The organism is Tepidibacillus sp. HK-1 (assembly GCF_001748485.2).
Lineage (GTDB): Bacteria > Bacillota > Bacilli > Tepidibacillales > Tepidibacillaceae > Tepidibacillus_B > Tepidibacillus_B infernus.
This window is the reverse complement of record NZ_BDGM02000009.1, coordinates 58,905-83,523: the sequence shown is the minus strand read 5'-3', so window position 1 is coordinate 83,523 and position 24,619 is coordinate 58,905. Positions and strand designations below refer to the sequence as shown.

The following is a 24,619-nucleotide window of genomic DNA, read 5'->3' as shown; positions in this document are numbered from 1 at the left end:
CCTAGATGTTATAGTTTGACAATCTTTGCTCTTGTATCATTTCTAGAAATAGCTCCACTTACTGGATCATTAACAAGATTTCCGTTCTTTTCTCTATGAGCGATTGGATTTAATGCGATCCCAGCAGCAATTTTTTTATTTCCTTTTACTTCTTTTCCACCAACCTCATAGGTCTTGCTACCATATTCCCAATGGCCATAACCAAAGGCGATCGCAATACTACCCGGCATTAAGCCGTCACGGATTTTCGCTTCTCCTGTTGCTTCTCCTGTTGGTGTCACTATTTTTACTTGGTCCCCATCATGAATGCCTAAACGCTCTGCATCAGACCTTGCGATTTGAATTTGGTTGGCTTCTTTCACATCTCTTAATTTACTAATATTAGCTAACGTAGAGGTACTTCTAAATCTTGATTTGTAAGAGAATAAGGTAAATGGCCACTCTGATTCTGGGTATTCCTTTTGGATTGGCGTTCCATCGCTAAATGCTGGTTCAATAAAGGTACCGGTTCCTTCAAAATATTCACCTGTAATGGAATCACGTGTTGAACCAACACTTTCGTTATAAATATTTAATATCTTAGGATATTTATATTTCAGATCATTTCCTTGGTATGCCTTTTCGTGTGGCTCAAAACGCCCCCCACGAACCATGACATATAAAGCCTTTTTCCACTCTTCAGTTGTGAGTGATTGTTCACTTCCTTTTAACATTTCATCAATTCCAGTCAACTGCACTTCACTTGGATCTACATCAGGGACTGGTGTTTCATCATAAGCAATGTTGGCAATCGCTCTTAAATAGAAGTCTTCCTGACGATGCAGTGGATATAATTTACCATCTGCACCAGGGATTGCTTGATCACCAAAACCAGGCATTCCAATCATTTTAGCCACATCAATAAGATAAGTTTCCATATTGAGGTGACGCCCATCTGGTAGTTTTGGTGTTTTTGGTGTAACCACTGGCCAACGAGTAGCTGAAACCTTATTGACCATTCCATTCCATATACTTGGTAATCCCCAGCTTTCATAGAAAACAGTATCTGGTACAATATAGTCAGCAAAAGCTGTTGTTTCACCCATTATTACATCAATAGATATAATTAAGGGTAGATTCTTTGGATCTTTGATTCCTTCAATAAAATCCTTTTGATAGAGTCCAGGTGTTGTATAGAAAGGATTCATTTGATGGTTGATTAAGATTTTTGCTTTATATGGATATCCCTTTATCGTAGCAGGAATAATATCTTGCATCATTGCTTGGGCAAATGGATAATATGGTTCTTTTGCTGGATAAGGATTTTCTCCTCTAGCTACTTTTTCTTTATATTCTGTCGTTTTCTCATAGGCAAACTTATCTTTTGCTATACGAACGCCTTTAGGTTTTGGCTTTTCAGGGAAACCAAGCAGATTATATTTAGGGCTCTCATCAAAGGTTTTGTAACCACCTGCACTTTTACTCATTCCACCTTTTTTATTCACACTACCTACCAATGCATTTAATAGAATGATTGATAAGCTATTATGAAAACCATTCGGATGCATGGATGGTCCACCATGATGATCAATCCCAACACGTGTTCCGCGCTTTGTGAATTCATCAGCTAACCAGATTATTTTTTCTACTGGAACACCGGATTTTTCGCTGTATTGTTGTAAAGTATATTTCTCTGCATTCTCTTTTAAAGCCATTAAAGAGGTCTTTACTTTGATGGGATTGCCATTTTGTCCTTGAATTTCACCTTTGAATAAAATTTGACCCCATTTACTCTTTTTATCTGTAGATGGTTGAAGGGTATCGCGATCAATAACAACGTATTCTTCTTCCGTACCTAATCCAATCTCATTCGCTCTTAAAAACTTGCGATAATTAGGATGAGCTGGATCATCAATAATTAAGTAGGCTGCATTCGTCCAACTTGGGAAACCAATCGAAGCAGCTGTTTCTTTATTTACTGCAGATAAATATTTTTCATTGTAGCGATTATTTTCAAAGATCCAACGAATCATTCCCATCGCTAGTGCAGCGTCATAGCCCGGCTTAATTGGAATCCATTTTGCTTGAGTTCCAGTCAAATTTGGAAGAACTGGATCAACAACAGCAAACTGCAAACGTCCTTCTGTCGCGGCTTTGTTCGTTTTCTTAATTATTGGTTGATATGGGTTTCCTGCTTGGCCAGGTGCTGTCCCAAAGAAAATGATAAAATCTGACTCATCAAAATCCGGCTTCATATGTGGGCTCTTTTTCCACTCATCCAAGAAGGCTTGATAAGCTATCCTTCTTGCACCACCACAGATTCCTGTATGGCCATACATATTGACCGTACCATAAGCCTGTTGAAATCGTTTTGCAAAATCTGTTCTTCCATCATAACGACCTCCAAGCACAACTAATTGGTTTACCTTTGCTCCAAGCTCAGGGCGCTTAGGATCGATTAATGTCTTAAAGTCACGAACTTGTTTAAGTCCTTCAATCTCTTGATCTTCACCAATTTCACTAAACAATTTCCCACCATTTACGGTTTCATTTAACAATTCCTCATAAGAGATCGGCTTCCATTTCCCTTCTCCTCTTTTCCCATTTCGTTTTAATGGAACTAAGATTCGTTGAGGATCATATGTCGCTTCAAATGCACTATTCCCTCTTGGACAAACCGTAGCACGATTGGTAATTCCCTTTTCCTCGTAGCGACTAGCAGATAGATAAGCTTCTAATAATGGAGTATCGTATTTGATTGGATTTTGAGCCGCACTTGGATGATAAGGATTCCCAAAAACTTTGATGATCTGACCTGTTTTCTTATCAATTTTTAAGCGGTTGCCACAATCACTAAAACAGCCAAGACAAACGCTGTTCCTCATGACAATATCTGGATTTAATTCAATTTTTCCTGTCTTTAGATCTACCTTAGCTTCTGGTACTTGCCCTGTCTTGGTTGAGCTCTTTACTCGATTGGACATTGGACGAAAGGTTTCATCTGCGGTTACCTTACTTAATCCAATTCCAAAGACGCTTAAAGAACCAATGAGGGCTGATGCTTTCAAAAAGTTCCTACGATTCAATTTCATAAAACAAACCACCCCATTCTTATAACATCTTAGTTTTTGATCTTTGTAGTTTTGTCTTGTGTAAAATGAGATGCAAAACCCATGCCAAATTTTTAACCAGTCAGATATTAGGCTTCAAAGCATATTCTGATTCCCATATATTCTTTTTTTCATGCAAAAATGTCCTTAACGATGACATTTTGGCATATAGTCTAAACCAAGTTTAGTTGCACTTTTATTTACACTTTCAGGAAATAATTGGAGGAATAGCCATTGACATTTTTAATATAAAACAATAAAATTTATTATAACTTTATATTTCTATGCTGAATCAAACTTGAGCGGGGGAACCATTTCTGTGATGAAATTGGTCACTAGGGGTGAATCCTTAAAATAGGTAGGGCGACTCTCACGTCCGAATCCGACAGCTAACCTCGTAAGCGTATAGGGAGAAGGATGGTCGTTTTTTCTAGCCATAGAAGAGCATAGCCCTTCTGTGGCTTTTTATTTCTATAAAAATGAAAAAAAAGGAGGAAATGTATGAAATTAACAGGTAAAATTTTAATTGCGTTAATCGTTGGTGGGGTCTTTGGTTTATTATTTAATTTGTTTGCTTCAGATTCTTTTCCATATGTAGACCAATATTTGCTAACGCCAATTGGAAAAATCTTTTTAAACTTAATCAGTATGTTAGTGGTACCAATCGTTTTCTTCTCGATAACCCTTGGTACAGCTGGAATAGGTGATCCCAAAAAGCTAGGCCGAATTGGAACAAAGACGATTAGTTTTTTCCTTCTTACAACTGGGATCGCAATTACGATCGGGTTATCCTTGGCAAGTGTGATTCAGCCAGGTGCAGGGTGGAATCTTGGTACTGAGCAAGCAACCTTCCAAGGGAAAGAAGCGCCCCCTGTCATCGACACCTTGTTAAGCATCATTCCGAAAAATCCGATACAATCCATGGCAAACGGAGATATGCTACCACTTATCACGTTCGCAGTCTTTATCGGTATTGGCATTGTTGCGCTAGGGAAAAAAGCAAATCGCTTCCTTGAATTTGTGGAACAAGGAAACGAGATTATGATGTATCTTGTTCATCTTGTGATGAGATTTGCTCCATATGGTACTTTTGCTTTAATCGCTTCTGCCATTGGCAAGCAAGGATTAACTGCAATTAAAGCAATGGGACTATATATGACGGTTGTCATCGCTGCATTATTTGTACACGCTATCGTTACCTATGGTTCTTCTCTTTTATTGATCGCTAAACAAAATCCAATCAGTTTCTTTAAAGGTTTTTTCCCAGCGATGGCGGTTGCATTTAGTACCTCAAGCAGTAGTGCGACATTACCCGTTTCGATGAAAGCTGCTCAAGAAAACCTAAATGTACCAAAATCGATTAGCTCCTTCGTTCAACCATTAGGTGCAACGATCAATATGGATGGAACAGCGATTATGCAAGGGGTTGCCACTGTATTTATTGCTCAAGTATATGGTGTTGATTTAACATTTAGTCAATTGTTAACTGTTGTATTAACTGCAACACTTGCAAGTATTGGAACCGCTTCTGTCCCAGGAGTAGGATTAGTTATGCTAACCATGGTGTTAAAATCAGTTGGTTTGCCTGTAGAAGGAATTGGACTCATTTTAGGAGTTGACCGTATTCTTGACATGTTACGAACCTCGATCAATGTGGCAGGAGATGCCACTTGTGCAGTTGTGGTGGCCAAAACGGAGGAAAAACATATGAAACAACCTACAAAAGGAAAACTTGATTATCAAGAAACTGAATTGGCAGGTTAAAAAATCAGAAGTGTATTTACAAAACATGGTAAATACACTTCTTTTTTTGCAATGGTTTCACCTTGACAAATTTCTAACCTGCTTAAACTTTTTCTTGATATATTCTTTTTGTTCGGGATGAAGTTGGTATAATCCCATGATTCGATCATCGATTCTTTCATACAGTTCTAAGCGTTGTTCAGGACTATTAACTGACATCAATTGATCAACTAATTTTTCAATCTCCATCTGCTCTTTTTTATCACAATGGGGAATTGGAATTGATTCAATATGTTTGCGCAAAATCTTTACTGATGAAAAAGATAAGGTATAGAAAAATTGAACCGGCCGCGAATTGAGTACAGCTAAGATATATTTGATCAAATACCCTTCAAGCCTTGGAATGAGGATATTCGCACTATTTAAGGATAAGGTTTGCTGATGATCATAGGCAAACGTTAAGGTTTCATTAATAAACCGATAAATTAATTTTTCTTTAGCCCGATAAAGAGAAACAGGTGCTACTTGTTGAAATTTCTCTGGGGTGAAGACAATATAATGGTTTCCCACATAATAATTATACTTATCGACATCATTTCCTTTTAAAATAGGCTCCCCACCAACAGGTTTAACTTGGGATAAATAAGCTTTGTTATCCCCAGTAACAATGCCTAAGGCAAAATCTGCATGATCTTTTAAATATTGAACTCCCGGTAGTGATTTCATTTGTTCAATCAATTGATCTTCTGCATCTGATGATTTGACATTAAAAATGTGTAAATCATTGTTTAAAAATCTTTTTTGTGAAACAGAAACGATTAAGTCACCATCTTCGACAGTGATTTGATGGTCTGGCGAGCTCTTTCTATTTCTCACGATTAAAGTAATGGCAGGAGCAAATACTTTTGAAAACTGCTGACCTAGTACCGTGATATTTAAGATTTCTGTTTGCTCAAGCAAGATTTTTCGAATGGGAACATGAGATTTTACATTTAGCAGAGACTCTGGAAGTACATAAGCCAAAAGCCCATTCTCTCGTAACATATGAATTCCACTTTCTAAGAAAAGGACAAAAGATTCGAGCGACCCTTGAGCAGTTAAATAACGATCCCGATAAAATTCCACTTCGTCCTGACTAAAATGATATCCCCATGGCGGGTTTCCAATCACTAAATCATACTGATCTTGATCATACGTAGAAAAGAGATGATAGCCATATGCCTCTAAGCTATTTTGGGATCTAATATTCAAAATAGGTTGTACATCAATCTCTGATTCAACCAACAAAACTAAGTTGATTCGAGCTAAAGCAACGGCAATTTCATCAATGTCAAAACCAGCGATACTTTCTTCAATGATTCTTTGTTCAACTTCTTTAATATTTTGATGACCTGATTCTAGCAATTGGCTTTTTAATCTTAAAAAAATTTTAATTAAAAAATTCCCTGATCCACAGCATGGATCTACGGCTTTAGGAAGTTTATCCTTTTCAAAAAAGGTCAAACTTTTATCTACCAATGAATCGACGATCGTAGAAGGAGTGTAGTAACTTCCACTATTCTTTCTTTTTCCTAAATTAGAGAGAGACATATAAACTAATCCTAAAAAGTCATCTCCTTCAATAAATGGAATATGTAACTGTCTAATTTTTTGTAAAGCAATGAAATCAGACTCCTGAATGTTACCATTTCTATAATCAAAGAGGGACTCCAGAATCAGTTCATACTTCTGAAGGGAAAGCTGGTCTTTACTTATGAGTTCAGTAAAACTACTATCGTTTTGTGTGATATGAGTCTCTATCTTCCCCTGTACAAATAGTAGATTTAACGCAATTTCAAACAAAATAAGACGGACTTTTTCCTTATGTTGAATTTTATTTGCTATTTCAATGATTTGTTCAGCGTACGAAAGGTAGGGAGAATAAGTAACATATTCAGTTGGGATAAAGTTCCCTTTCACTGCTTTTTTATTTCTTCTACTTTTTAATCGTTCTGTTTTGCCTGTTTCGATTTCATGTTTTAACTTTAAAACTTCCTCTATTTGAAATAAAGTATCCCGATTTTTCTTCAGCACTTTTTGTAATCTTCCGGTCTTCACCCAATTTCGGACTGTGGCCATTGAAACAGCAAGCAAATGAGCGACTTCATCTATATGAATATATTTTTGTTCTAGTCGTGTTTGGCTCAATGATTTAGCACCTCACATATGATTTTCATACCTCTTTCAACGTACCATAATCGCTAAGTAGACTCCAGTTTTTCATTTCATTTCCGACCAAACAAAAAAGGAAGGTTATTTCCCTTCCCCAGTGATTGTTATATTTTTCTCTGATTAAGAATGAGCGGAACCTCTTTTGCTTTCAATTGTTGCACTGGGCAGTTCCCACTTACCGCACAGCCTGAACAACTATCGCAGCTTTTCCCAGCACGCCATTTTTGAAAGGAACGATAAAGTATCCAACTACTATATCCTATAATTGCAGTTAAAATAAGATAGGTAGTCATTTTACCCTCTCCCTTTTCTCTTTCCAGTTTCCATATGGGTTGAACAACAATCACCTTTCACTTTCTTTTTTGTTGCCTTAAAAAGAATGTAACCACTATAAGCCACAATCACAGCTGTGATAAGAATTGAACCGATCATTTTTATCCCTTCCATCTTATTTGATATGGAATATACAATCATTCACTTACAAAGTACAATTCAGACTAATAGATTTCCTACTTGATAAATAATGAACGCTAAAATCCACGCAATAGAAAAACTATAACCTATTGAAAATAATGGCCACTTCCAAGAACCAGTTTCCTTTTTCATCACCACGATAGTAGCCATACATGGTGTGTAAAGTAAAACAAAGACCATGAATGCATAAGCAGAGACTGGAGTAAAGGTACTTTGAATAATTGCAGCTAATTGGGCGATGCTTTCCCCTCCGCCAGCACCATAAACAATGGACATGGTTGAAACAACGATTTCTTTTGCCATAAACCCACTAATCAGGGCGACTCCTGATTGCCAAGTACCAAAACCTAATGGGGCAAAAATAGGTGCTATGATTCCTCCTAGATCAGCTAGGAAGCTTTCATTCATCTCTACCATACCCGTCCACGAGAAATTAGCCAAAAACCAGATTAATACCGCCATACTAAAAATAATTGTCCCTGCTTTTTTAATAAAATTCTTCCCTTTGTCCCAGGTACTTAATAATAAGCTTCTTACCATTGGTATGCGATAGGGTGGTAACTCAATGGCAAACAAGCTCTCTTCTTCTTTTAGTAAGAAGCGTTTAAAAATAAAGCCTAGTAAAATAGCAAAAACAATACCTAATAGATATAAAGAAAAAACAACCAGACTTTGATACTGTCTAAAGAAAACGGAAACAAATAACGCATAGACTGCTAATCTAGCAGAACAAGACATAAAAGGACTTAAAAGAATTGTAATTAGTCTTTCTTTTGGTTGCTCAATGGTTCTTGCACTCATCACACCTGGTACATTGCAACCAAACCCGACGATCATGGGAATAAAGGCTTTTCCATTTAATCCGATGGATGACATCGCCTTATCCATAATAAACGCAGCCCTTGCCATATAACCGGAATCCTCTAAAAAGGAAATGACCAAGAATAACACAAAAATTTGTGGAACAAAAACAAGAACTCCGCCTACTCCTGCAATAATCCCATCAACCACCAATTGAAGTAACCAAGGTGTAGCACCAATGGAAATTAGAAATTGTGTTACACTTTCAGATATTGGCCCACTGAGCCAACCATCTAATATATCTTGTAATGGTGTTCCAACCCAAGAGAATGTGACTTGGAAGGTTAAAAACATAAAGAATAGGAATAATGGGATTCCTAAATATTTATGAGTGACGATCGCATCAATTCGTTCTGTCCATGTCCTTCTTGAAATAGATTCTGTTACCATCACTTCTTCTAATAATTGGCCGATCCAGCGATAACGCTCTTCACGAATTACTTGTAAGACAGGCACATTAAATTTAGTTTGCAATTGCTGTTTAATCGATTCAACTGCTTCTCGATTTTGATCATTTTGAACCAGTTGTTCAACAACTGAATTACCTTCTAAAAGCTGCAATGCAATCCAGCGGTAGTTGTGATTTTTAAATTCAGGTAATTGACCGATGATCGACTCAATTTGTCTCAGTGCCTCTTCAATCTGAGGATCATACTTTAATTCAAATTGAGGAGGAGACAAAGGAGATTGAATCACCTTAATAAATTCTTGGTATCCTTCCCCTTTTCGTGCCGACATTGGAATAATGGGAATACCTAAGCGTTGTTCCATTTTCTCTACATCAATCGAAATACCATACGCTTTGGCTACGTCCATCATATTTAAAGACATGACCACAGGTTTGCCAAATTCCAATAGTTGTAAAGTAAAATAAAGATTCCTCTCAAGATTTGATGCATCAACAATATTAATCAGTGCATCAAACTCTTCGCTAACCAGGAATTGACTCGCCACTCTTTCTTCAATTGAAAATGGAGAAATGCTATATACTCCAGGTAAATCCACTACCTCTACTGAATCATTGTATTTCATATAGCCAACCTTTTTCTCCACCGTAACACCAGGCCAGTTACCAACATATTGCCTTGTTCCTGTTAGCAGGTTAAATAAAGATGTTTTTCCTGCATTCGGGTTTCCAGCTAATGCATATACTGTCATTTCTTACACCTCAAATTCATTTTACAAACTCTACAAGAATTTCTTCTGCTTCTTTTTTGCGAAAACTCATCTGAAAACCTCGTACTTTAATCGCCATTGGATCGCCAAACGGTGCAATTCTAGACACTTCTAACACAGTTCCCGGCAAAAGTCCCATGTCCATTAGCCGCCTTTGTTTATTTTCATTCATATGTAATGATTTAACTCTTACTTTTTCCCCAACTCTACATTGAGCTAAATTTAATTTCATTCCACTCACCAACTATTTAGTAGTAATAATCATTCTCAATTACATTATATGATGAAAAATATTGTATGTATACCCTTTACCGTTTATTTAATTGTGAAATTTTTGTGAATGAATGGTTTTTTTTCATAATCCCTTTTCCCTCTGTTTTGTTTTTAATAGATCAATCGTCGTTGTAATTACGAAAAGATTAACCAAGGTATACAGAAAGGTGCTTAAGCCAAATACCCATGCGGTGATTCCTAGTACGATCATATTCAAGAAAAGGATGAAGCGGCCAATTGAATCAAATCAAACAAATCAACAAAAATAGAAATAACAAACATACTAATAATGGTTCCCCCTTGGTAACTCAATAAAAAAGGTCGTTCCTTTGCCCTTTTTACTTTCTACTGAAATCTTTCCACCATGTGCTTCAATAAACCCTTTAGCAATAGATAAGCCTAAGCCGGTTCCCCCCTGATCACGAGATCTTGACGCATCAGTTCGATAAAATCTCTCAAAGATATAGGGAAGGAATTCTTCATCTATTCCAGGGCCACTATCCATTACCTTAATCACTAGATTTGAATTGTATGAATGTGGGCTTATCTCAACCAACACCTTACCATGTTCAGGCGTATGACGGAGTGCATTACCTAACAGATTAATGATGACTTGCGTAATACGGTCAGCATCGATCTCAATTAATGGGTTTAGGCCTTTTTTAAATACCAAATCGATCTGTTTTTCTTCTGCCAACCATTCAAAATGATCAATCACTCGTTGAATCAATTCATTAAGATTCATCCTACTTTTGTTAAGGGGTAACTTCCCTGCTTCAGCTAATGTAAGCTGTTGAAGGTCATTCACTAACCTTGATAAGCGAAATACTTCATCATTTAATTGCACAATAACTTCCGGGCTTGGTTCAAGAGCACCCTCCTGAATCGACTCTAACTTTCCTCTTAAAATAGAAAGGGGTGTCCTTAATTCATGGGCCACATCTGCTACTAGGTTTTTCCTTACTTCCTCATTTCGTTCTAATTTTGCTGACATTTCATTAAAGGCATTAGCCAGTTGATGAAATTCATCCTCTGTTTTCACTTGAATTCGATAAGAGGTATCGCCCTTTGACAAATGGTGAATTCCTGTCATCAATAGAGAAAGTGGCTTCGTCATCGTTTTTGAAAAAAATAACCCCAATAAAACAGCAATCACGACTGCAATCGAGGTGCCAAAAAGAATGGAAGTATTCATCGAATTCATGAATTGTTGTTCTAATGTAGTCAAGCCATTACTCTTATCACGATTAATAATTAGTTCTCCAACCTTGTTCTCATTTAGGATTAGGTCTTCATGAATCCCAGAGATTTCTTTTGCCGATTTGCCTAACCATTTATTTTGGGTATCTCCAACGACAATACCCTGTTGGTTAGCAACGATTATTTCTAGGTTTTCCATCCCAATACTATTTTGACTATTTGCCCACATAGGCCCTCTACGAGCCCTATATTGGAATGGATTATCTACCAATTGTTCTTGTATCTGATCCCATGATTGGTAATAGTCATAGTAATTAAGCAACATCTCTTTTAGAACCTGAATTCTTGTACTTTCATTCTGGCTCACATAATTCTCAAAAACAGTTCCAATTCGATTTTGAAAATATAAGGATTGTAATAAGGCCATGACGATGACGATACTACTAAAAGCAATAATTAACTTTGTTTGTAGTCTCATAGGTCTCCCCCAAATCGATAGCCAATTCCATAAACAGTTTGAATATATTTAGGATTCGCTGGATCTTCTTCTACTTTTCTCCGCAGATTGCTTACATGGGTATCAATAGACCGTTCATAGTTCACATAAGCTTCTCCCATGGCAATATTCATCAATTGCAAACGACTATAGACTCTGCCAGGCTTTTGCGCTAAGGCAACCAATATTTTAAATTCTGTTGGGGTTAAATTTACTTTCTTTTCGGCAACATAGACTTCAAATTTAGATTGAAAAATCTTGATTTCCCCTCTGATCATAAAATCCTCTTCCACTTCCTCATCAGGCTGGGTTCTGCGTAGAACGGCTTTCATCCTTGCCACTAACTCCCGTAAGCTAAATGGTTTTGTAATATAATCATCAGCCCCCATCTCCAAACCTAACAGCTTATCTACTTCGTCAGTCTTAGCCGTAAGCATAATAACAGGCATTTTCTTATAAGTTGTTCTTACTTCCCTTAATGTTTGAAGCCCATCCATTCCAGGCATCATTAAATCCAAAAGCATTAAATCAATATTTCCATTTTTTATTTGATCAAAAGCTTCATAACCATTGCTTGCTTCTAATACATCATAGCCCTCATTGATTAAAAAGGTTTTAACCATCTCCCGAATTTTTGTTTCATCATCCACGATTAAAATTGTCTTCTTCATGGCAAAGTCCCCCAAAACATTCCTTTTCCCTTATCTTATCTTCAAAATCTACATTTTTAAATCAATACTATTAAGAAAAGGTTTGTATATTCCATCGCGCTCCGTCATCCGTGCCCTTATATGAATAAAGATTACGGAGAGAAGGGCACTTCTGAAGGCACACAAAGTGTACAAGTCGTGCTACACAGATAAAGCTGCTAGTCACGCTATGTCGCTGCTTATGGAATATACAAACCCTTAAATGACAAGTGGAAGAAAGTTATACTTGCTTATCTTTTTGAAAAACCCTGAAGTTAAACTCCAGGGCTAAACATATTATGTGTGATTTAATTAGTTGGAACTGGTTGAAGAATTGACTGACCAGCGTGGGCCACCACCAAATTCTCTACCTGCTCCTCGCATGCCTTGACCATTCCATTGACCACCCATTCTAGAGCCAACTTCTGTTCTTGTGATTGCAGCTTCCATATTTACCTTCATTCGTTCAAGGATGTAGTTCTTTTGATCTTCAGTAATCACTTTATCCTTAACTAATTGATCTAATTGTTCGGTTTTTGCAGCAACTAAAACTTCAAGAAGTTGCTCGGTTGTAACACCTTTTTCTTCTGCAATTTGTTCAATTGATTTTCCTGATGTTCTTTGTGCATATAACTCATCAGCTGTGATACCAATTTTCTCAGCAACAATCTCATGCATGGAACCAGCAAAATATTGTCCCATACGCATTCCCATTGGTTGCCAGTTTGTTGGTTGTTGCACTTGTGCTGGTGCTGTAACAGGTGTAGTATCTGCTTGGCTTACGACTGGACCAATCATCGCCCCTACTCCCATTGCTCCAACTAGTGCACTTGCAAATAAAACTTTTTGTAATTTCATATTTGATCTCCCTTTCTTAGATAAATTGGGAAACTAGCTAGCTTCCACTATTATCTTAACCAAGGGATTTTCAGAACTTTTTTTAGAAATATCAAGATCATGTTAAGATTTACATTTTTTAAGTTTAGATTATAATCCTAAAATATGATATCCACTATCTACATGGATGACTTCACCTGTAATGCCACGAGACCAATCACTCATTAAAAATAGAGCCGTATCTCCAACCTCTGAAGCATCTGTTGTTCTTCGAAGTGGAGCTTTTTCTTCAATCTGATGAAGAATAGTATTAAAATCTTTGACACCTTTTGCGGCCAGTGTGCGAATAGGTCCAGCTGATATGGCATTTACGCGAATTTGATTTGGCCCTAAGTCATTGGCTAAGTATTGTACACTAGATTCTAAAGCAGCTTTTGCTACTCCCATTACATTATAATTTTGAACCACTCGTTCTCCACCAAGATAGGTCATGGCTATAATGCTACCGCCTTCGGTCATTAACTTCTCGGCTTCACGTGCAACAGCAACTAAAGAATACACACTAATTTCTTGAGCCATCAAGTAGCCATCTCGAGAGGTATTGGCATATTTCCCCTCTAATTCTTCTACTTTCGCATGTGCAATACTATGAACAACTCCATGTAAAACGCCAACTTCTTCTTTTAGAAATTGGAAAAGGGCACTAATCTCTTTATCCTTAGTAACATCGCAAGGGTAAATCAGTTTATTGTCCATTTCTTCTGCCAACTCTAAGATATTTTTTTCAAATCGTTCACCTTGATATGTAAAAATTAATCGTGCTCCTTCACGGTATAACGAATTAGCGATCGCCCATGCAATACTACGTTTATTTGCAACACCCATTACTAAGATATTTTTACCTTTTAAAATCTGTCCCGACATGGGAACTCACCCTCTTTCATTTCTACTTTTAGTACCTGATACTAATATATACTAATAATTTTACATGAACCTTATTTAAATGTAAACCTCATGCAAGCTAATTATGCTCAATCTGTTCATTTTTCAACCTTTTAAAATTTTTTGTGTAAATATTCTATTTGCTTCTTTTTGTATCTCAATTTAAAATATTTATTAAAATTTATGTTATAGTAAAGCAATAAAGAAAGGAGAGGGGATTAGACATGGCACAAATTCGTCCATTTCAAAAAGTTTTGGTAGCAAATAGAGGGGAAATTGCGATACGTATTTTTCGTGCATGTACAGAACTTCATATACGCACTGTTGCCATTTATTCCGAGGAAGACCAGGTCTCTTTGCATCGTTTTAAGGCTGACGAAGCCTATCTGGTAGGGGAAGGGAAGGGGCCAGTCGAGTCCTATCTTGATATTGAAGGGATTATTGAGATTGCTAAACGTCATAATGTGGATGCCATTCACCCGGGATACGGTTTTCTTTCTGAAAATAGTGAGTTTGCACGGCGCTGTGAAGAAGAAGGTATTGTTTTTATTGGCCCAAACCCAGAACATATCAAAATGTTTGGTGATAAGGTGGAAGCAAGACGTTTAGCCATTGAAGCCAATATACCAGTCGTCCCAGGTACTGAAACCCCTATCGAGCAATTACAGGAAGCTATCTTTTTCGCAAATGAACATGGGTATCCGATTATGATTAAAGCCGCTTCTGGAGGGGGCGGACGGGGGATGCGAATTGCTCGAAATCAGGCAGAACTCGAAGAATCAATGGAAAGAGCTCGTTCCGAGGCCCTTTCAGCTTTCGGAAACTCTCAAGTCTATTTAGAAAAATATCTCGAAAACCCAAAACATATTGAGGTTCAAGTCTTGGCAGATCAGTATGGCAATGCAGTTCATTTATTTGAAAGAGATTGTTCTGTCCAACGACGCCATCAAAAGGTTGTCGAGATCGCTCCATCCCTCTCTTTGACAGAAAATCTACGAAATGAAATCTATGAAGCAGCGCTAAAAATCATGAAACAAGCGAATTATATCAATGCTGGTACTGTTGAATTTTTGGTAACTCCCGATCAAAAGTTTTATTTTATTGAAGTAAACCCTCGCATTCAAGTTGAACATACTATTACCGAACTAATTACTGGTATTGATATTGTTCAAGCCCAAATTAAAATTGCTGAAGGGTATGCCCTTGATGATTCAGTAATGGGCATTCCTCCTCAAAATCAGATTACTAAAAATGGTTATGCAATCCAATGCCGTGTGACAACTGAAGATCCAGAGAACGGATTTATGCCTGATACTGGAAGAATTGTTGCCTATCGCTCTGCAAGTGGTTTTGGTGTTAGACTAGATGCAGGAAATAGTTTTGCCGGGGCTTACATCACACCTCACTATGATTCTTTGCTCGTTAAGGTATCCACCTATGCTAATACCTTCGAACAAGCAGCATCAAAAATGTTACGTACTTTAAAAGAGTTTCGAATCCGTGGTGTAAAAACAAATATTTTATTCTTAGAAAATCTTGTTCAACATCCGAACTTTTTAAATGGTCATTATGATACATCTTTTATTGATAGCCATCCTGAATTGTTTCATTTACCACCAAGACAAGATCGAGCAAGCAAACTTCTTTCCTATATTGGTCATATTACAGTGAATGGGTACCCAAACCTACCAAAAAAAGATAAAAAACCTAGCTTTCATAAACCAAGAATACCAGCTACTTCCATCAAACTCCCTTATCCTGATGGAACCAAACAGATTTTAGATCAATATGGAGTTGATGGTCTGATCAAATGGGTGATGCAACAGAAAAAAGTGCTGATAACTGATACTACTTTTCGTGATGCTCACCAATCCTTATTAGCAACTCGTGTCCGTACCTACGATCTGCTTAAAATTGCAGAGGCTACCGGAAAATTAGCTCCTGAAATTTTTTCCCTCGAAATGTGGGGTGGTGCAACGTTTGATACTAGCATGCGTTTTCTTAAAGAATGCCCTTGGGATAGATTGCATCAGCTTCGTGAAAAAATCCCTAATATACTATTTCAAATGTTAATCCGAGGAGCCAACGCTGTAGGTTATACTAATTATCCTGACAATGTGATTAAAGAATTTATTAAAGAATCGGCGGATTCAGGTATCGATCTATTCCGTATCTTCGATAGTTTAAATTGGCTTAAGGGAATGCAAATTTCAATCGATGCCGTTAGAGAGAATGAAAAAATAGCAGAAGCAGCCATTTGTTACACAGGTGATATTCTTGATCCGACAAAGGATAAATATACGTTACAATACTATATCAACCTCGCTAAAGAATTGAAAAAATCAGGAGCTCATATCATTGGCATCAAAGACATGGCTGGCTTATTAAAACCCTATGCAGCCTATAAGCTTATTAAAACACTCAAAGAAGAAGTAGGTTTACCTATTCACCTTCATACACATGATACCTCAGGTAATGGCCAAGCAACGCTTTTAAAAGCGATCGAAGCAGGAGTGGATATTGTTGATACGGCATTAAGTTCAATGTCTGGTCTTACCTCTCAACCAAGTCTAAATGCTTTAGTTGCTTCATTAGAATATAACGAAAGATCTACTGGATTAGATTTAGATAACCTGCAAATGCTAGATCATTACTGGGAAGATGTTCGCCCATACTATGCTTGTTTTGAAAGTGGGTTAAAGTCAAGTAGCACGGAAGTTTACAAACATGAGATGCCTGGGGGACAATATACCAATCTAAAACAGCAATCTATTGCTGTAGGACTAGTAGATCGTTTTGATGAAGTAGCAGATATGTATGCAAAAGTTAATAAAATGTTTGGCGACATTGTCAAAGTAACCCCTTCATCAAAAGTAGTTGGTGACATGGCTTTATTCATGGTACAAAACCACTTAACGGAAAAAGATATCTATGAGCGGGGTGAACAGCTTGATTTTCCTGATTCTGTTGTTCAATTCTTTCAAGGCTATCTTGGTCAACCTTATGGAGGATTCCCTAAACGTTTACAAGAGATTATTTTAAAAGGAAAAGATTATATTACTTGTCGCCCTGGTGAGCTGTTGCCATCAGTTGACTTTTCTAAAACAAAAGAAGAGCTAGAACAAAAAATACATCGAAAACCAACCAATAAAGAAGTGCTATCCTACATTTTATACCCTCAAGTCTTTCTTGATAAAGAAAAATATATTGAGGAATATGGCAACCTATCGTTTTTAGATACCCCCACCTTTTTCTATGGAATGAGACCTGGTGAAAGAATTGCAGTTGAAATAGAAAAAGGGAAAACTTTGATGATTAAGCTAACGTCCGTTGGCGAGCTTCAACAAGACGGATCAAGAACGATTTATTTTGAATTAAATGGGATTCCAAGAGAAGTTACAGTAAGGGATGAACATACAGGCATCGCCATTCAAAAAAGAAAAAAAGCTGAACGAAATAACCCGCTACATGTAGGCGCAACAATGCCAGGTAAAGTTTTAAAAGTAATAATTGAACCAGGGGATCGGGTGAATAAGGGTGATTATATGATTGTAACAGAGGCGATGAAGATGGAAACGACGATTCAAGCTTCGAATGATGGAATCGTAAAAGAAATCTATGTCAAACCTGGGGATACAATTGAAAGCAACGATTTGCTTCTAGAGTTTGAATATGTTAAAAATGAGTCATAACAGAACTCTGCAAAAAGGAGAATCTTAATGGAATTTCATTTACAAATTGGTATGACAGGTACTAAACAATCCATCGTTAACAATACTAATACAGCTAAAACGTATGGTAGTGGAGAGTTAGAAGTATTTGCTACACCAGCAATGGTTGGGCTCATGGAGGGTGCAGCGATGAATGCCGTTCACTCTTCATTGCCTGAAGGTTTTGGAACAGTAGGTACAGAACTTCAGGTAAAACATGTCGCTGCAACTCCCTTGGAAATGAAAGTAGAAGCAAGGGCAGAATTAATTGCAATCAATGGAAAACGATTAAGCTTTAAAGTTGAGGCCTATGATGAGGTTGGATTGATTGGTGAAGGTACCCATGAACGATATATTGTTGAAGAAGAAAAATTTCTTTCAAGAGTAAAGAATAAGGGTAAAGAATAAGTTATTTTTAATAATATAGGAAAAAATCCGGGGTGTCATTCCCGGATTTCCTTCATAATATAGATTGTTTACCTAAGCAATGGCTAAGAAAATGAATCTAGCTTGGAGGAAGAAACGAATGAACGACAAAATCAGTCAAATTGAACGAGGAGAGCGGGGAAGTTGGATCAGTATTATTGCTTATGTCTCCCTATCTATTTTGAAATTATTGATTGGATATCTTTTTAATTCTAAAGCTCTCATTGCCGATGGGCTAAATAATACAACAGATATTATTGGATCGATTGCAGTCTTGGTTGGTTTCAAGATTGCTAAAATCCCTCCAGATAAAGACCATACATATGGCCATCTTCGGGCAGAAACTATTGCTTCCATGGTAACCTCCTTCATTATGTTTGTCGTGGGAATTGATGTCTTATACAACTCTGTACGTAACCTATTCTCACCAAAAATCGAAACACCACAAATGATTACAGCTTGGGTGGCCCTATTTTCCGCACTAGTCATGTTGCTGGTCTATCGCTATAATATAAAATTAGCAGAAAAAATCCAAAGTGATGGATTAAAGGCAGTAGCCCTAGACAATCGTTCTGATGCCTTTGTTAGTATAGGTGCATCTGTAGGAATTATTGGTGCCCAATTTAACCTCCCTTGGCTAGATCCACTAGCTGCTTTTGGTGTTGGTGTTATTATTATCAAAACCGCTTGGGAAATCTTCACAGAAAGCTCTCATAATTTATCCGATGGATTTGAATATGAACGGTTAAATCATATGAAGACCACAGTAAAGACAATAAAAGAAGTAAAGATCGTTAAAGATATCAAGGCAAGAAAACAAGGAAGTATCGCCATTGTAGATGTTACTATTGGTGTAAGGCCAACCCTTAATGTAGTAGAAAGTCATGAAATTACTGAAATCATTGAAAAACGTTTAATGAAAGAATTTCCTGACGTTCAACGTGTTCATGTTCATGTTGAACCCATTGAGGTGAGTACCAGTGACCCAACTTGATTGGTTACAAAAAAAAAAGAAGCGATCACGCTTCTTTTATTCCAAAATATTCATTGATTGCTTTGAAGATCGCTTGAGCAATTCGTTGTTGGGTTTCTGGCGTAAAGAGAGCTGCTTCATCCCCACTATTGGATAAATAACCAGATTCCAATAAGACAGCTGGCATGGTCGTATATTTAATCACTCTAAAACCAGCAGTTCTTATTCCGCGATCATTAAAACCTGTTGCTTCTACAAGGTAAGGATGAATCAATTGAGCAAAGAACCTGCTCTCTTCACGTGTATAGTAGGTTTCTGTTCCACTTACGTCCGGTTTTCCAGGCATCGCATTGGCATGGATCGAAATAAATAAATCAGCACCCAAGGAATTTGCTAATTCCACACGCTCATCTAATGTTGGATAGGTATCCGACTCTCTAGTCATGATCACTTGAACCTCTGGGTTATTCTGATATAGTGTATTGACTAATAGAGCAACCGCTAAGTTAAAATCCTTTTCTCTTGTACCACTTACTCCTGATGTACCTGGATCTTTTCCGCCGTGGCCAGCATCAATCACAACTTTAAAAACCTTTGGTTTCATCTGTAAGATCAAGAGGTTGTCCCTTTTCTCTATGCTATAATCTACTTTCTTCTTTAAATCGACAACAATTCTGACTTGATCTGGATTTAGTTGAAATTGACTATAACGCACAGCGCTAAAGAGCTCGTTCTCTGCAATCTCAGGTGACTTTAAGTTTGGTGAGAGAATCATCCCCTCAAGGTCAATCACTAAACGGTTAGGTTGGTTTAACTCGATTAATTTGTGAGTAAATTCTGTTTCCTTTGTTTCAATGATAAGGCTTGTCCCATCTTGAACAATCGTTTGTAATTCATTTGAAGGTGCAATTTCTTCTAGCTGAGATGGATCATTTTGATTTTCCTGATTTGGTTTCTGATTTGTTTCATCATTAGTAGTCTCATCTACTGGGCTAGGTTCTTCTTTAGTATCTGTTGGCTTATCCGTTGTTTGTTCTTGACCATTCTGCTCATTTCCAGTTTCCGATGGTGGCACAACTGTGTCTACCTTGGTATCGATCGCAACAGATTGAGTTGATGCATCCCATTTCACATGAGCACCAAAATTTTCAGATATTGCTCTAATGGGTAAAAAGGAACGGCCATTTTTAGAAATGGGTGCTACATCTAATGCAATTTTTGTCCCATTCTTCCATAATGTTGCTTGATTAAGGACAAATCTAATTCGATCTTGACCACTCACAATATTTACTTCTTTCTTTTTACTATCATAGGTGACGTAATAGCCAAGGTTTTCGGATATCACTCGAACAGGAACAATGACACGACTGGTATTAGTCATGATAGGTGGAGCATCAGATAAAACAACCTTCCCATCGATTAAAATTTGAATCGGTTTCTCAGCAGCCATTACAACGCTAGGTACAAGAAGAAACAAGAAGATCAAAAAAAGAAATAAAATGCGTCGTCTCTCCATGTTTCTACCTCTCTTATTCTCATTTTTGTTTTTGACATAAAACGACGTTTTCTCTAACCAACTCACTTTCCTCAATTCTTTTCTATTAAAATAGACAAAAAAAGACAGAAAAAGTTGCGGGAGTTAGACAATTTTCAATAAATTTATACTTTTGGACTACTTCCGTTCCATGATCCAGATCGACAGAAAAACAAAGAAGCCAACAAATGCTGTTCCAGCCATAAATAAATAAGTGTTCATCATTCCATAATGTTCTGATATCCAACCACCCATCATCGTAACCGCCATACTCCCTAAGCCTAAGCCAAAGGAACCATATAAAGACATTGCAGTCACTTGCATTTCTTTAGGGGATATTTCACGAACAAACTGGGCCGCAGTTGGAACGTATAATCCAACAGAAAAGCCTTGAACAAATGTAGTAGCTAAAACCCAAGATACTGAGGGACTAAAGGAATAGAAAAGCCATCTTCCTGTCGTTACAAGGGCTGAAAACAAAAGAATGGGTAATAAACCAAATTTGCGAATTAAGAAACCACTTACCCTCATCAAAGGAGCTTCACTACCTGCTGCTAATAAAAAGGCCAAGCCAAACCCTGACATTGATCCCCCTATTTCTTTAAAAAATAAACCAAAATAAGTGTTATTTGCATTGATCGATCCAAACAATAAAAAGGTTCCCAATAAGAAAATGAGAAACTTAGGTATCTTTAATAAATCTCTGATTCCTTGAAAAAGTTGTATAGAGACTTGACCAGTCTCATTAGGGATGTTGAAGGTGATCAGTGCAGCCATACCCAGGAAAAGTGCATATAAATAAAAGATGATTTGAATATCTAACAAATCGCTTAGTGTTCCAGCAACCCATACGGCAACAGCAAAACCAATCGCCCCCCATAAACGAATATCACCATAATTGCCCCCATAGTTGTGAACAAAATTCATCGAAATATTATCTGAAATGGGAACTACGGCACTTTGAAATAAGGAGAGCGCTGCATTTAGTAAGATAAAAATGGCATAAGATTGATTATACGGAAAAATCAAGGCAACGAATCCAGCCGCTAGCAATGTAAAAAATAAAATTTTTTTCTCGATACGAAACCGATCACAAATCATTCCCCATAGAGGTTGCACGATAATAGCCACTACAGGCCCAATCGACATAAGGAGGCCAATTTGCCCTTCACCTAACCCTTGTTCTTTAAAGTATACAGAAAGGGAGGGATATAATGCCCCTACACCAAAAAAGAACAATAAATAAAAGCCACTTAAATTGGTATATATTTTTTTTCTACTTTTCTTGTAAGCAATTGCCTCCAACTTGACATCTCCTTTGCTTATTCCTTTGCCAAATTATATTGTAACACATCAAGCACATTATTTGGGCGTATGCATACCCTATAATAAAAGCCCATTTTAAGGGAGGGTTTGAAATTGAATCTTAAAATAGATACGATTACAGAACATATTCCAGAAGATGCTTTTGGCTACTCATTAGCCTTAGGTGACATCAATGGAGATGGGAAAAACGAGATCATCGTTGCTTCCACCAATGGGCCAAAAGGGGCTACTATTAAAGTTTTTTCTCCTAATAAAAAACGACTAAAGACGTTTCATATCGGAAATAAAAAGGTAAATACCATTCGTCTCATCACTGCCGACATCAATCAAGACCAAATCGATGAACTAGTAGTTGGGATTACCTATCAAGATTTATCTGGAGAAGTAAAAGTCTTTTCTGTCAAAGATCATAGAACAATCTACCATTGGAAAAGTGAAAGGGAATACGATGCCTTTGGATTTACTATTGCAGTTGGCCATATCACTGGTGATGAAGGGATCGATGTTTTAGTAGGAGCACCACAACCGATTCAAAGGGGCAAAGGAAAGGTCTACATCTATAACGGCAAAGATGGATCATTATTTAGAGAATATACTTCAAGAATAAGCAAGGAATATTGTGACTTTGCAACCTCTGTAGCTGCTGGCGATATCGATGGTGATGGGTTTGATGAAGTCATTATTGGTGCACCAGGTGTCCCTAGAGGGGAAGTCTATGTTTATTCAGGTAGATTAGGATGGCTAACTCAGAAGTTATCTGGTGATCCCGGGTTTGGTATCAACGTTCATGTAGACGATGTGAATGGAGATGAGCGAAAAGAACTCCTTGTGACAACGAAAGATTTACATGGCAATAAAGTTTCTGTTTTTCAAGGAGGATTTTATCCGATCTATGAAATCATGAACGACGAAGTAGATATTGGTTTTGGTGAAACCATGATCACGTCTGATATCAACGGTGATGGTAAAAAAGAAATTATCCTTGGCGCTTTTGATGCTCATCACAAGAGGAAAAAATATGCTGGCCAAGTGAATGTGTATTCAGGTGATGAAGGCAAGCTACTCCATCGTTGGTATGGCCAAAATGAAAAAGATCAATTTGGTTTCTCCATGGCTGCAGGTAAACTAGATAACGCAAAAGATAGCTTACTGATTGGTGTTCCAAGAGAAATTCTAAAGAAAAATGGTCTTGTCTATATTGTTTCAATGGAATAATATTTACCCATGCCTTCCTTTTACAGAAAATAATAAGGAAGGCATTGCTCTTGAAAATAAAATTAATATTTAAGAAAATAGATTAAAACTTGATTTGAGGTGATCATCTTGAAATTCGAAAATAAAGTCGTGATCGTAACAGGTGGCGGTCAGGGGATTGGACGAGCCATCTCACAAGCATTTGCAAAACAAGGGGCAAAAGTCGTCATTGCCGATATCGATGAAGAAGCAGGACGAGAAAATGAAAAGATAATTATTCAGGAGCAAGGTGAGGCGTTATTTGTAAAAACAGACGTGAGAAATGAGGGAGAGATTAAACAGTTAGTCAATCAAACGGTAAAAAAATATGGACAAGTCGATATATTGATCAATAATGCGGGTATTGGCCATACGGAATCTATTTATACGATCAATGTAGATGATTTTGACCGGGTGCTGTCAACAAATCTCCGTTCTACTTTTATTTGTAGCAAATATACGGCTTTAGAAATGAAAAAGCAACAACAAGGAGTCATTATTAACATTGCCTCTACACGTGCATTCATGTCAGAACCTAATACAGAGGCTTATGCTGCTTCCAAAGGTGGGATTTTGGCTTTAACACATGCTCTAGCAATTAGTCTTGGCCATGATGGTATTCGCGTGAATGCAATCAGTCCTGGCTGGATTGAAGTTGGAGATTGGCAAAAATCAAAAATGGCCATCCAACCTCACCATTCAGAAGAAGATAAAAATCAACATCCTGTTGGACGAGTTGGACAACCAATGGATATCACAGCAGCATGTCTGTATTTAGCTTCAGACGATGCTGGTTTTATTACTGGCCAAAATCTAACCATTGATGGCGGAATGACCAAAAAAATGATTTATGTTGAATAAAGGGGATAATTTATTCCTTAATGCCTAGGGCGATGTTTCCTGCAATTCGTTCAGCCGTTTTCCATTCATCTAAACTTAAAATACGCTCAGATAAGGGAAATAAAATTTGGTTTTCCTTATGAATATGCTCTCTTAATACTTGCAAGATCAATCCAGCATGTTTTAAGGCGGCATCTTTGGCTGGTATTTCTTTCATCAATTCTTTCTTTAAAGCCTTTTGTGCGTTTCGAAGGTCATCATGTTCTCGCTCCATTACCATGATAGGTCCATTTGGGCCTATTTTTTCTGCCATCAATGGGAATAATGCCTGTTCTTCTTGAACAAAGTGAATATCTAAGGCGACTTCAAGGAATTTGGTAAAACCAATAAGCTGCAATTTTACTCTTTCTATTTCAGCCCCTTTTCTTAATTCTTCTAAATGAACATGTAATTGATCTAACTGCATCAATGCGTGCTCGTGATCTTCATAAAATAATTGTAATAAACTATTCATCTACATAACCTCCATCCCATTTTATATCTTTACCTATACTATACTAAGGTTTGGAATCTATTGCAGTGAAAT

Annotated in this window: 19 protein-coding genes and 1 riboswitch; of the genes, 6 read left to right on the top strand and 13 right to left on the bottom strand. The window is 37.2% G+C overall.

Translation table 11 applies throughout. From position 1 onward, the window contains the following. Positions 1–8 precede the first annotated feature (8 nt). On the bottom strand, positions 9–3,071 hold the full coding sequence (locus BEN26_RS06450; RefSeq protein ID WP_069800763.1) for a molybdopterin dinucleotide binding domain-containing protein: 3,063 nt from the start codon (positions 3,069–3,071) through the stop codon (positions 9–11). 293 nt (positions 3,072–3,364) lie between these two features. Then, positions 3,365–3,507, top strand: a riboswitch (cyclic di-AMP (ydaO/yuaA leader). Between the two features lie 83 nt (positions 3,508–3,590). Here BEN26_RS06450 and BEN26_RS06445 point away from each other — a divergent pair. Beyond that, the gene (locus BEN26_RS06445; RefSeq protein ID WP_069800765.1) at positions 3,591–4,853 is read left to right on the top strand and encodes a dicarboxylate/amino acid:cation symporter; all 1,263 of its coding nucleotides are present in this window, start codon (positions 3,591–3,593) and stop codon (positions 4,851–4,853) included. Positions 4,854–4,910: 57 nt separating this feature from the next. On the opposite strand, the gene BEN26_RS06440 is transcribed toward BEN26_RS06445, so the two are convergent. From BEN26_RS06440 to fabI, 9 genes are all read right to left on the bottom strand, one after another. Further along, positions 4,911–7,019, bottom strand: a complete 2,109-nt coding sequence (locus BEN26_RS06440) for a TaqI-like C-terminal specificity domain-containing protein (protein ID WP_069800767.1) — start codon at positions 7,017–7,019, stop codon at positions 4,911–4,913. A 128-nt stretch (positions 7,020–7,147) separates the two neighbouring features. Then, positions 7,148–7,336 carry a FeoB-associated Cys-rich membrane protein gene (locus BEN26_RS06435; protein WP_069800768.1) on the bottom strand — a complete coding sequence of 63 codons (189 nt, stop codon included), beginning with the start codon at positions 7,334–7,336 and terminating at the stop codon, positions 7,148–7,150. Positions 7,337–7,535: 199 nt separating this feature from the next. Continuing rightward, the gene (feoB, locus tag BEN26_RS06430; RefSeq protein WP_069800770.1) at positions 7,536–9,536 is read right to left on the bottom strand and encodes a ferrous iron transport protein B; all 2,001 of its coding nucleotides are present in this window, start codon (positions 9,534–9,536) and stop codon (positions 7,536–7,538) included. Positions 9,537–9,552: 16 nt separating this feature from the next. After that, entirely contained in the window at positions 9,553–9,786 is a 234-nt protein-coding gene (locus BEN26_RS06425; protein ID WP_068725886.1) for a FeoA family protein, read from the bottom strand. Between the two features lie 123 nt (positions 9,787–9,909). Then, positions 9,910–10,065: a YitT family protein gene (locus tag BEN26_RS14285; RefSeq protein WP_399168097.1), complete on the bottom strand. Its 156-nt coding sequence runs from the start codon at positions 10,063–10,065 to the stop codon at positions 9,910–9,912. A gap of 45 nt (positions 10,066–10,110) precedes the next feature. Then, positions 10,111–11,505: a sensor histidine kinase gene (locus BEN26_RS06415; protein ID WP_069800772.1), complete on the bottom strand. Its 1,395-nt coding sequence runs from the start codon at positions 11,503–11,505 to the stop codon at positions 10,111–10,113. Continuing rightward, positions 11,502–12,194, bottom strand: coding sequence for a response regulator transcription factor (locus BEN26_RS06410; protein ID WP_069800774.1), 693 nt, complete (start codon positions 12,192–12,194; stop codon positions 11,502–11,504). The genes BEN26_RS06415 and BEN26_RS06410 overlap by 4 nt, the downstream gene beginning before the upstream one ends. Positions 12,195–12,524: 330 nt before the next feature. After that, on the bottom strand, positions 12,525–13,070 hold the full coding sequence (locus BEN26_RS06405; protein ID WP_069800777.1) for a hypothetical protein: 546 nt from the start codon (positions 13,068–13,070) through the stop codon (positions 12,525–12,527). 129 nt (positions 13,071–13,199) lie between these two features. Further along, entirely contained in the window at positions 13,200–13,973 is a 774-nt protein-coding gene (gene fabI / locus BEN26_RS06400) for an enoyl-ACP reductase FabI (RefSeq protein WP_068725898.1), read from the bottom strand. Between the two features lie 242 nt (positions 13,974–14,215). Here fabI and pyc point away from each other — a divergent pair, with 242 nt between their 5' ends. The 3 genes from pyc (at position 14,216) to BEN26_RS06385 (ending at position 19,121) form a co-directional block, all read left to right on the top strand. Next, positions 14,216–17,683, top strand: coding sequence for a pyruvate carboxylase (pyc, locus tag BEN26_RS06395; protein WP_069800779.1), 3,468 nt, complete (start codon positions 14,216–14,218; stop codon positions 17,681–17,683). 27 nt (positions 17,684–17,710) lie between these two features. Further along, positions 17,711–18,109 carry a thioesterase family protein gene (locus tag BEN26_RS06390; RefSeq protein WP_069800781.1) on the top strand — a complete coding sequence of 133 codons (399 nt, stop codon included), beginning with the start codon at positions 17,711–17,713 and terminating at the stop codon, positions 18,107–18,109. 118 nt (positions 18,110–18,227) lie between these two features. Continuing rightward, positions 18,228–19,121, top strand: a complete 894-nt coding sequence (locus tag BEN26_RS06385; protein ID WP_069800783.1) for a cation diffusion facilitator family transporter — start codon at positions 18,228–18,230, stop codon at positions 19,119–19,121. 25 nt (positions 19,122–19,146) lie between these two features. Here the strand turns inward: BEN26_RS06385 and BEN26_RS06380 are convergent, their stop codons facing one another. Both BEN26_RS06380 and BEN26_RS06375 read right to left on the bottom strand, forming a co-directional pair. Next, a complete protein-coding gene (locus tag BEN26_RS06380) occupies positions 19,147–20,616 on the bottom strand; it encodes an N-acetylmuramoyl-L-alanine amidase family protein (protein WP_069800784.1) in 1,470 nt (489 codons plus the stop codon). 156 nt (positions 20,617–20,772) lie between these two features. Continuing rightward, positions 20,773–21,939 (bottom strand): MFS transporter, encoded by a 1,167-nt coding sequence (locus tag BEN26_RS06375; RefSeq protein ID WP_069800786.1) that lies wholly within the window; start codon positions 21,937–21,939, stop codon positions 20,773–20,775. 114 nt (positions 21,940–22,053) lie between these two features. Here BEN26_RS06375 and BEN26_RS06370 point away from each other — a divergent pair, with 114 nt between their 5' ends. Together BEN26_RS06370 and BEN26_RS06365 are read left to right on the top strand one after the other, a co-directional pair. After that, complete coding sequence (locus BEN26_RS06370) at positions 22,054–23,175, top strand: FG-GAP-like repeat-containing protein (RefSeq protein WP_069800788.1); 1,122 nt, start codon at positions 22,054–22,056, stop codon at positions 23,173–23,175. A gap of 108 nt (positions 23,176–23,283) precedes the next feature. Continuing rightward, positions 23,284–24,054, top strand: coding sequence for an SDR family oxidoreductase (locus tag BEN26_RS06365; RefSeq protein ID WP_069800791.1), 771 nt, complete (start codon positions 23,284–23,286; stop codon positions 24,052–24,054). A 10-nt stretch (positions 24,055–24,064) separates the two neighbouring features. Here the strand turns inward: BEN26_RS06365 and BEN26_RS06360 are convergent, their stop codons facing one another. Next, positions 24,065–24,547, bottom strand: coding sequence for a hemerythrin domain-containing protein (locus tag BEN26_RS06360; RefSeq protein WP_069800793.1), 483 nt, complete (start codon positions 24,545–24,547; stop codon positions 24,065–24,067). Between the last annotated feature and the right edge of the window lie 72 nt (positions 24,548–24,619).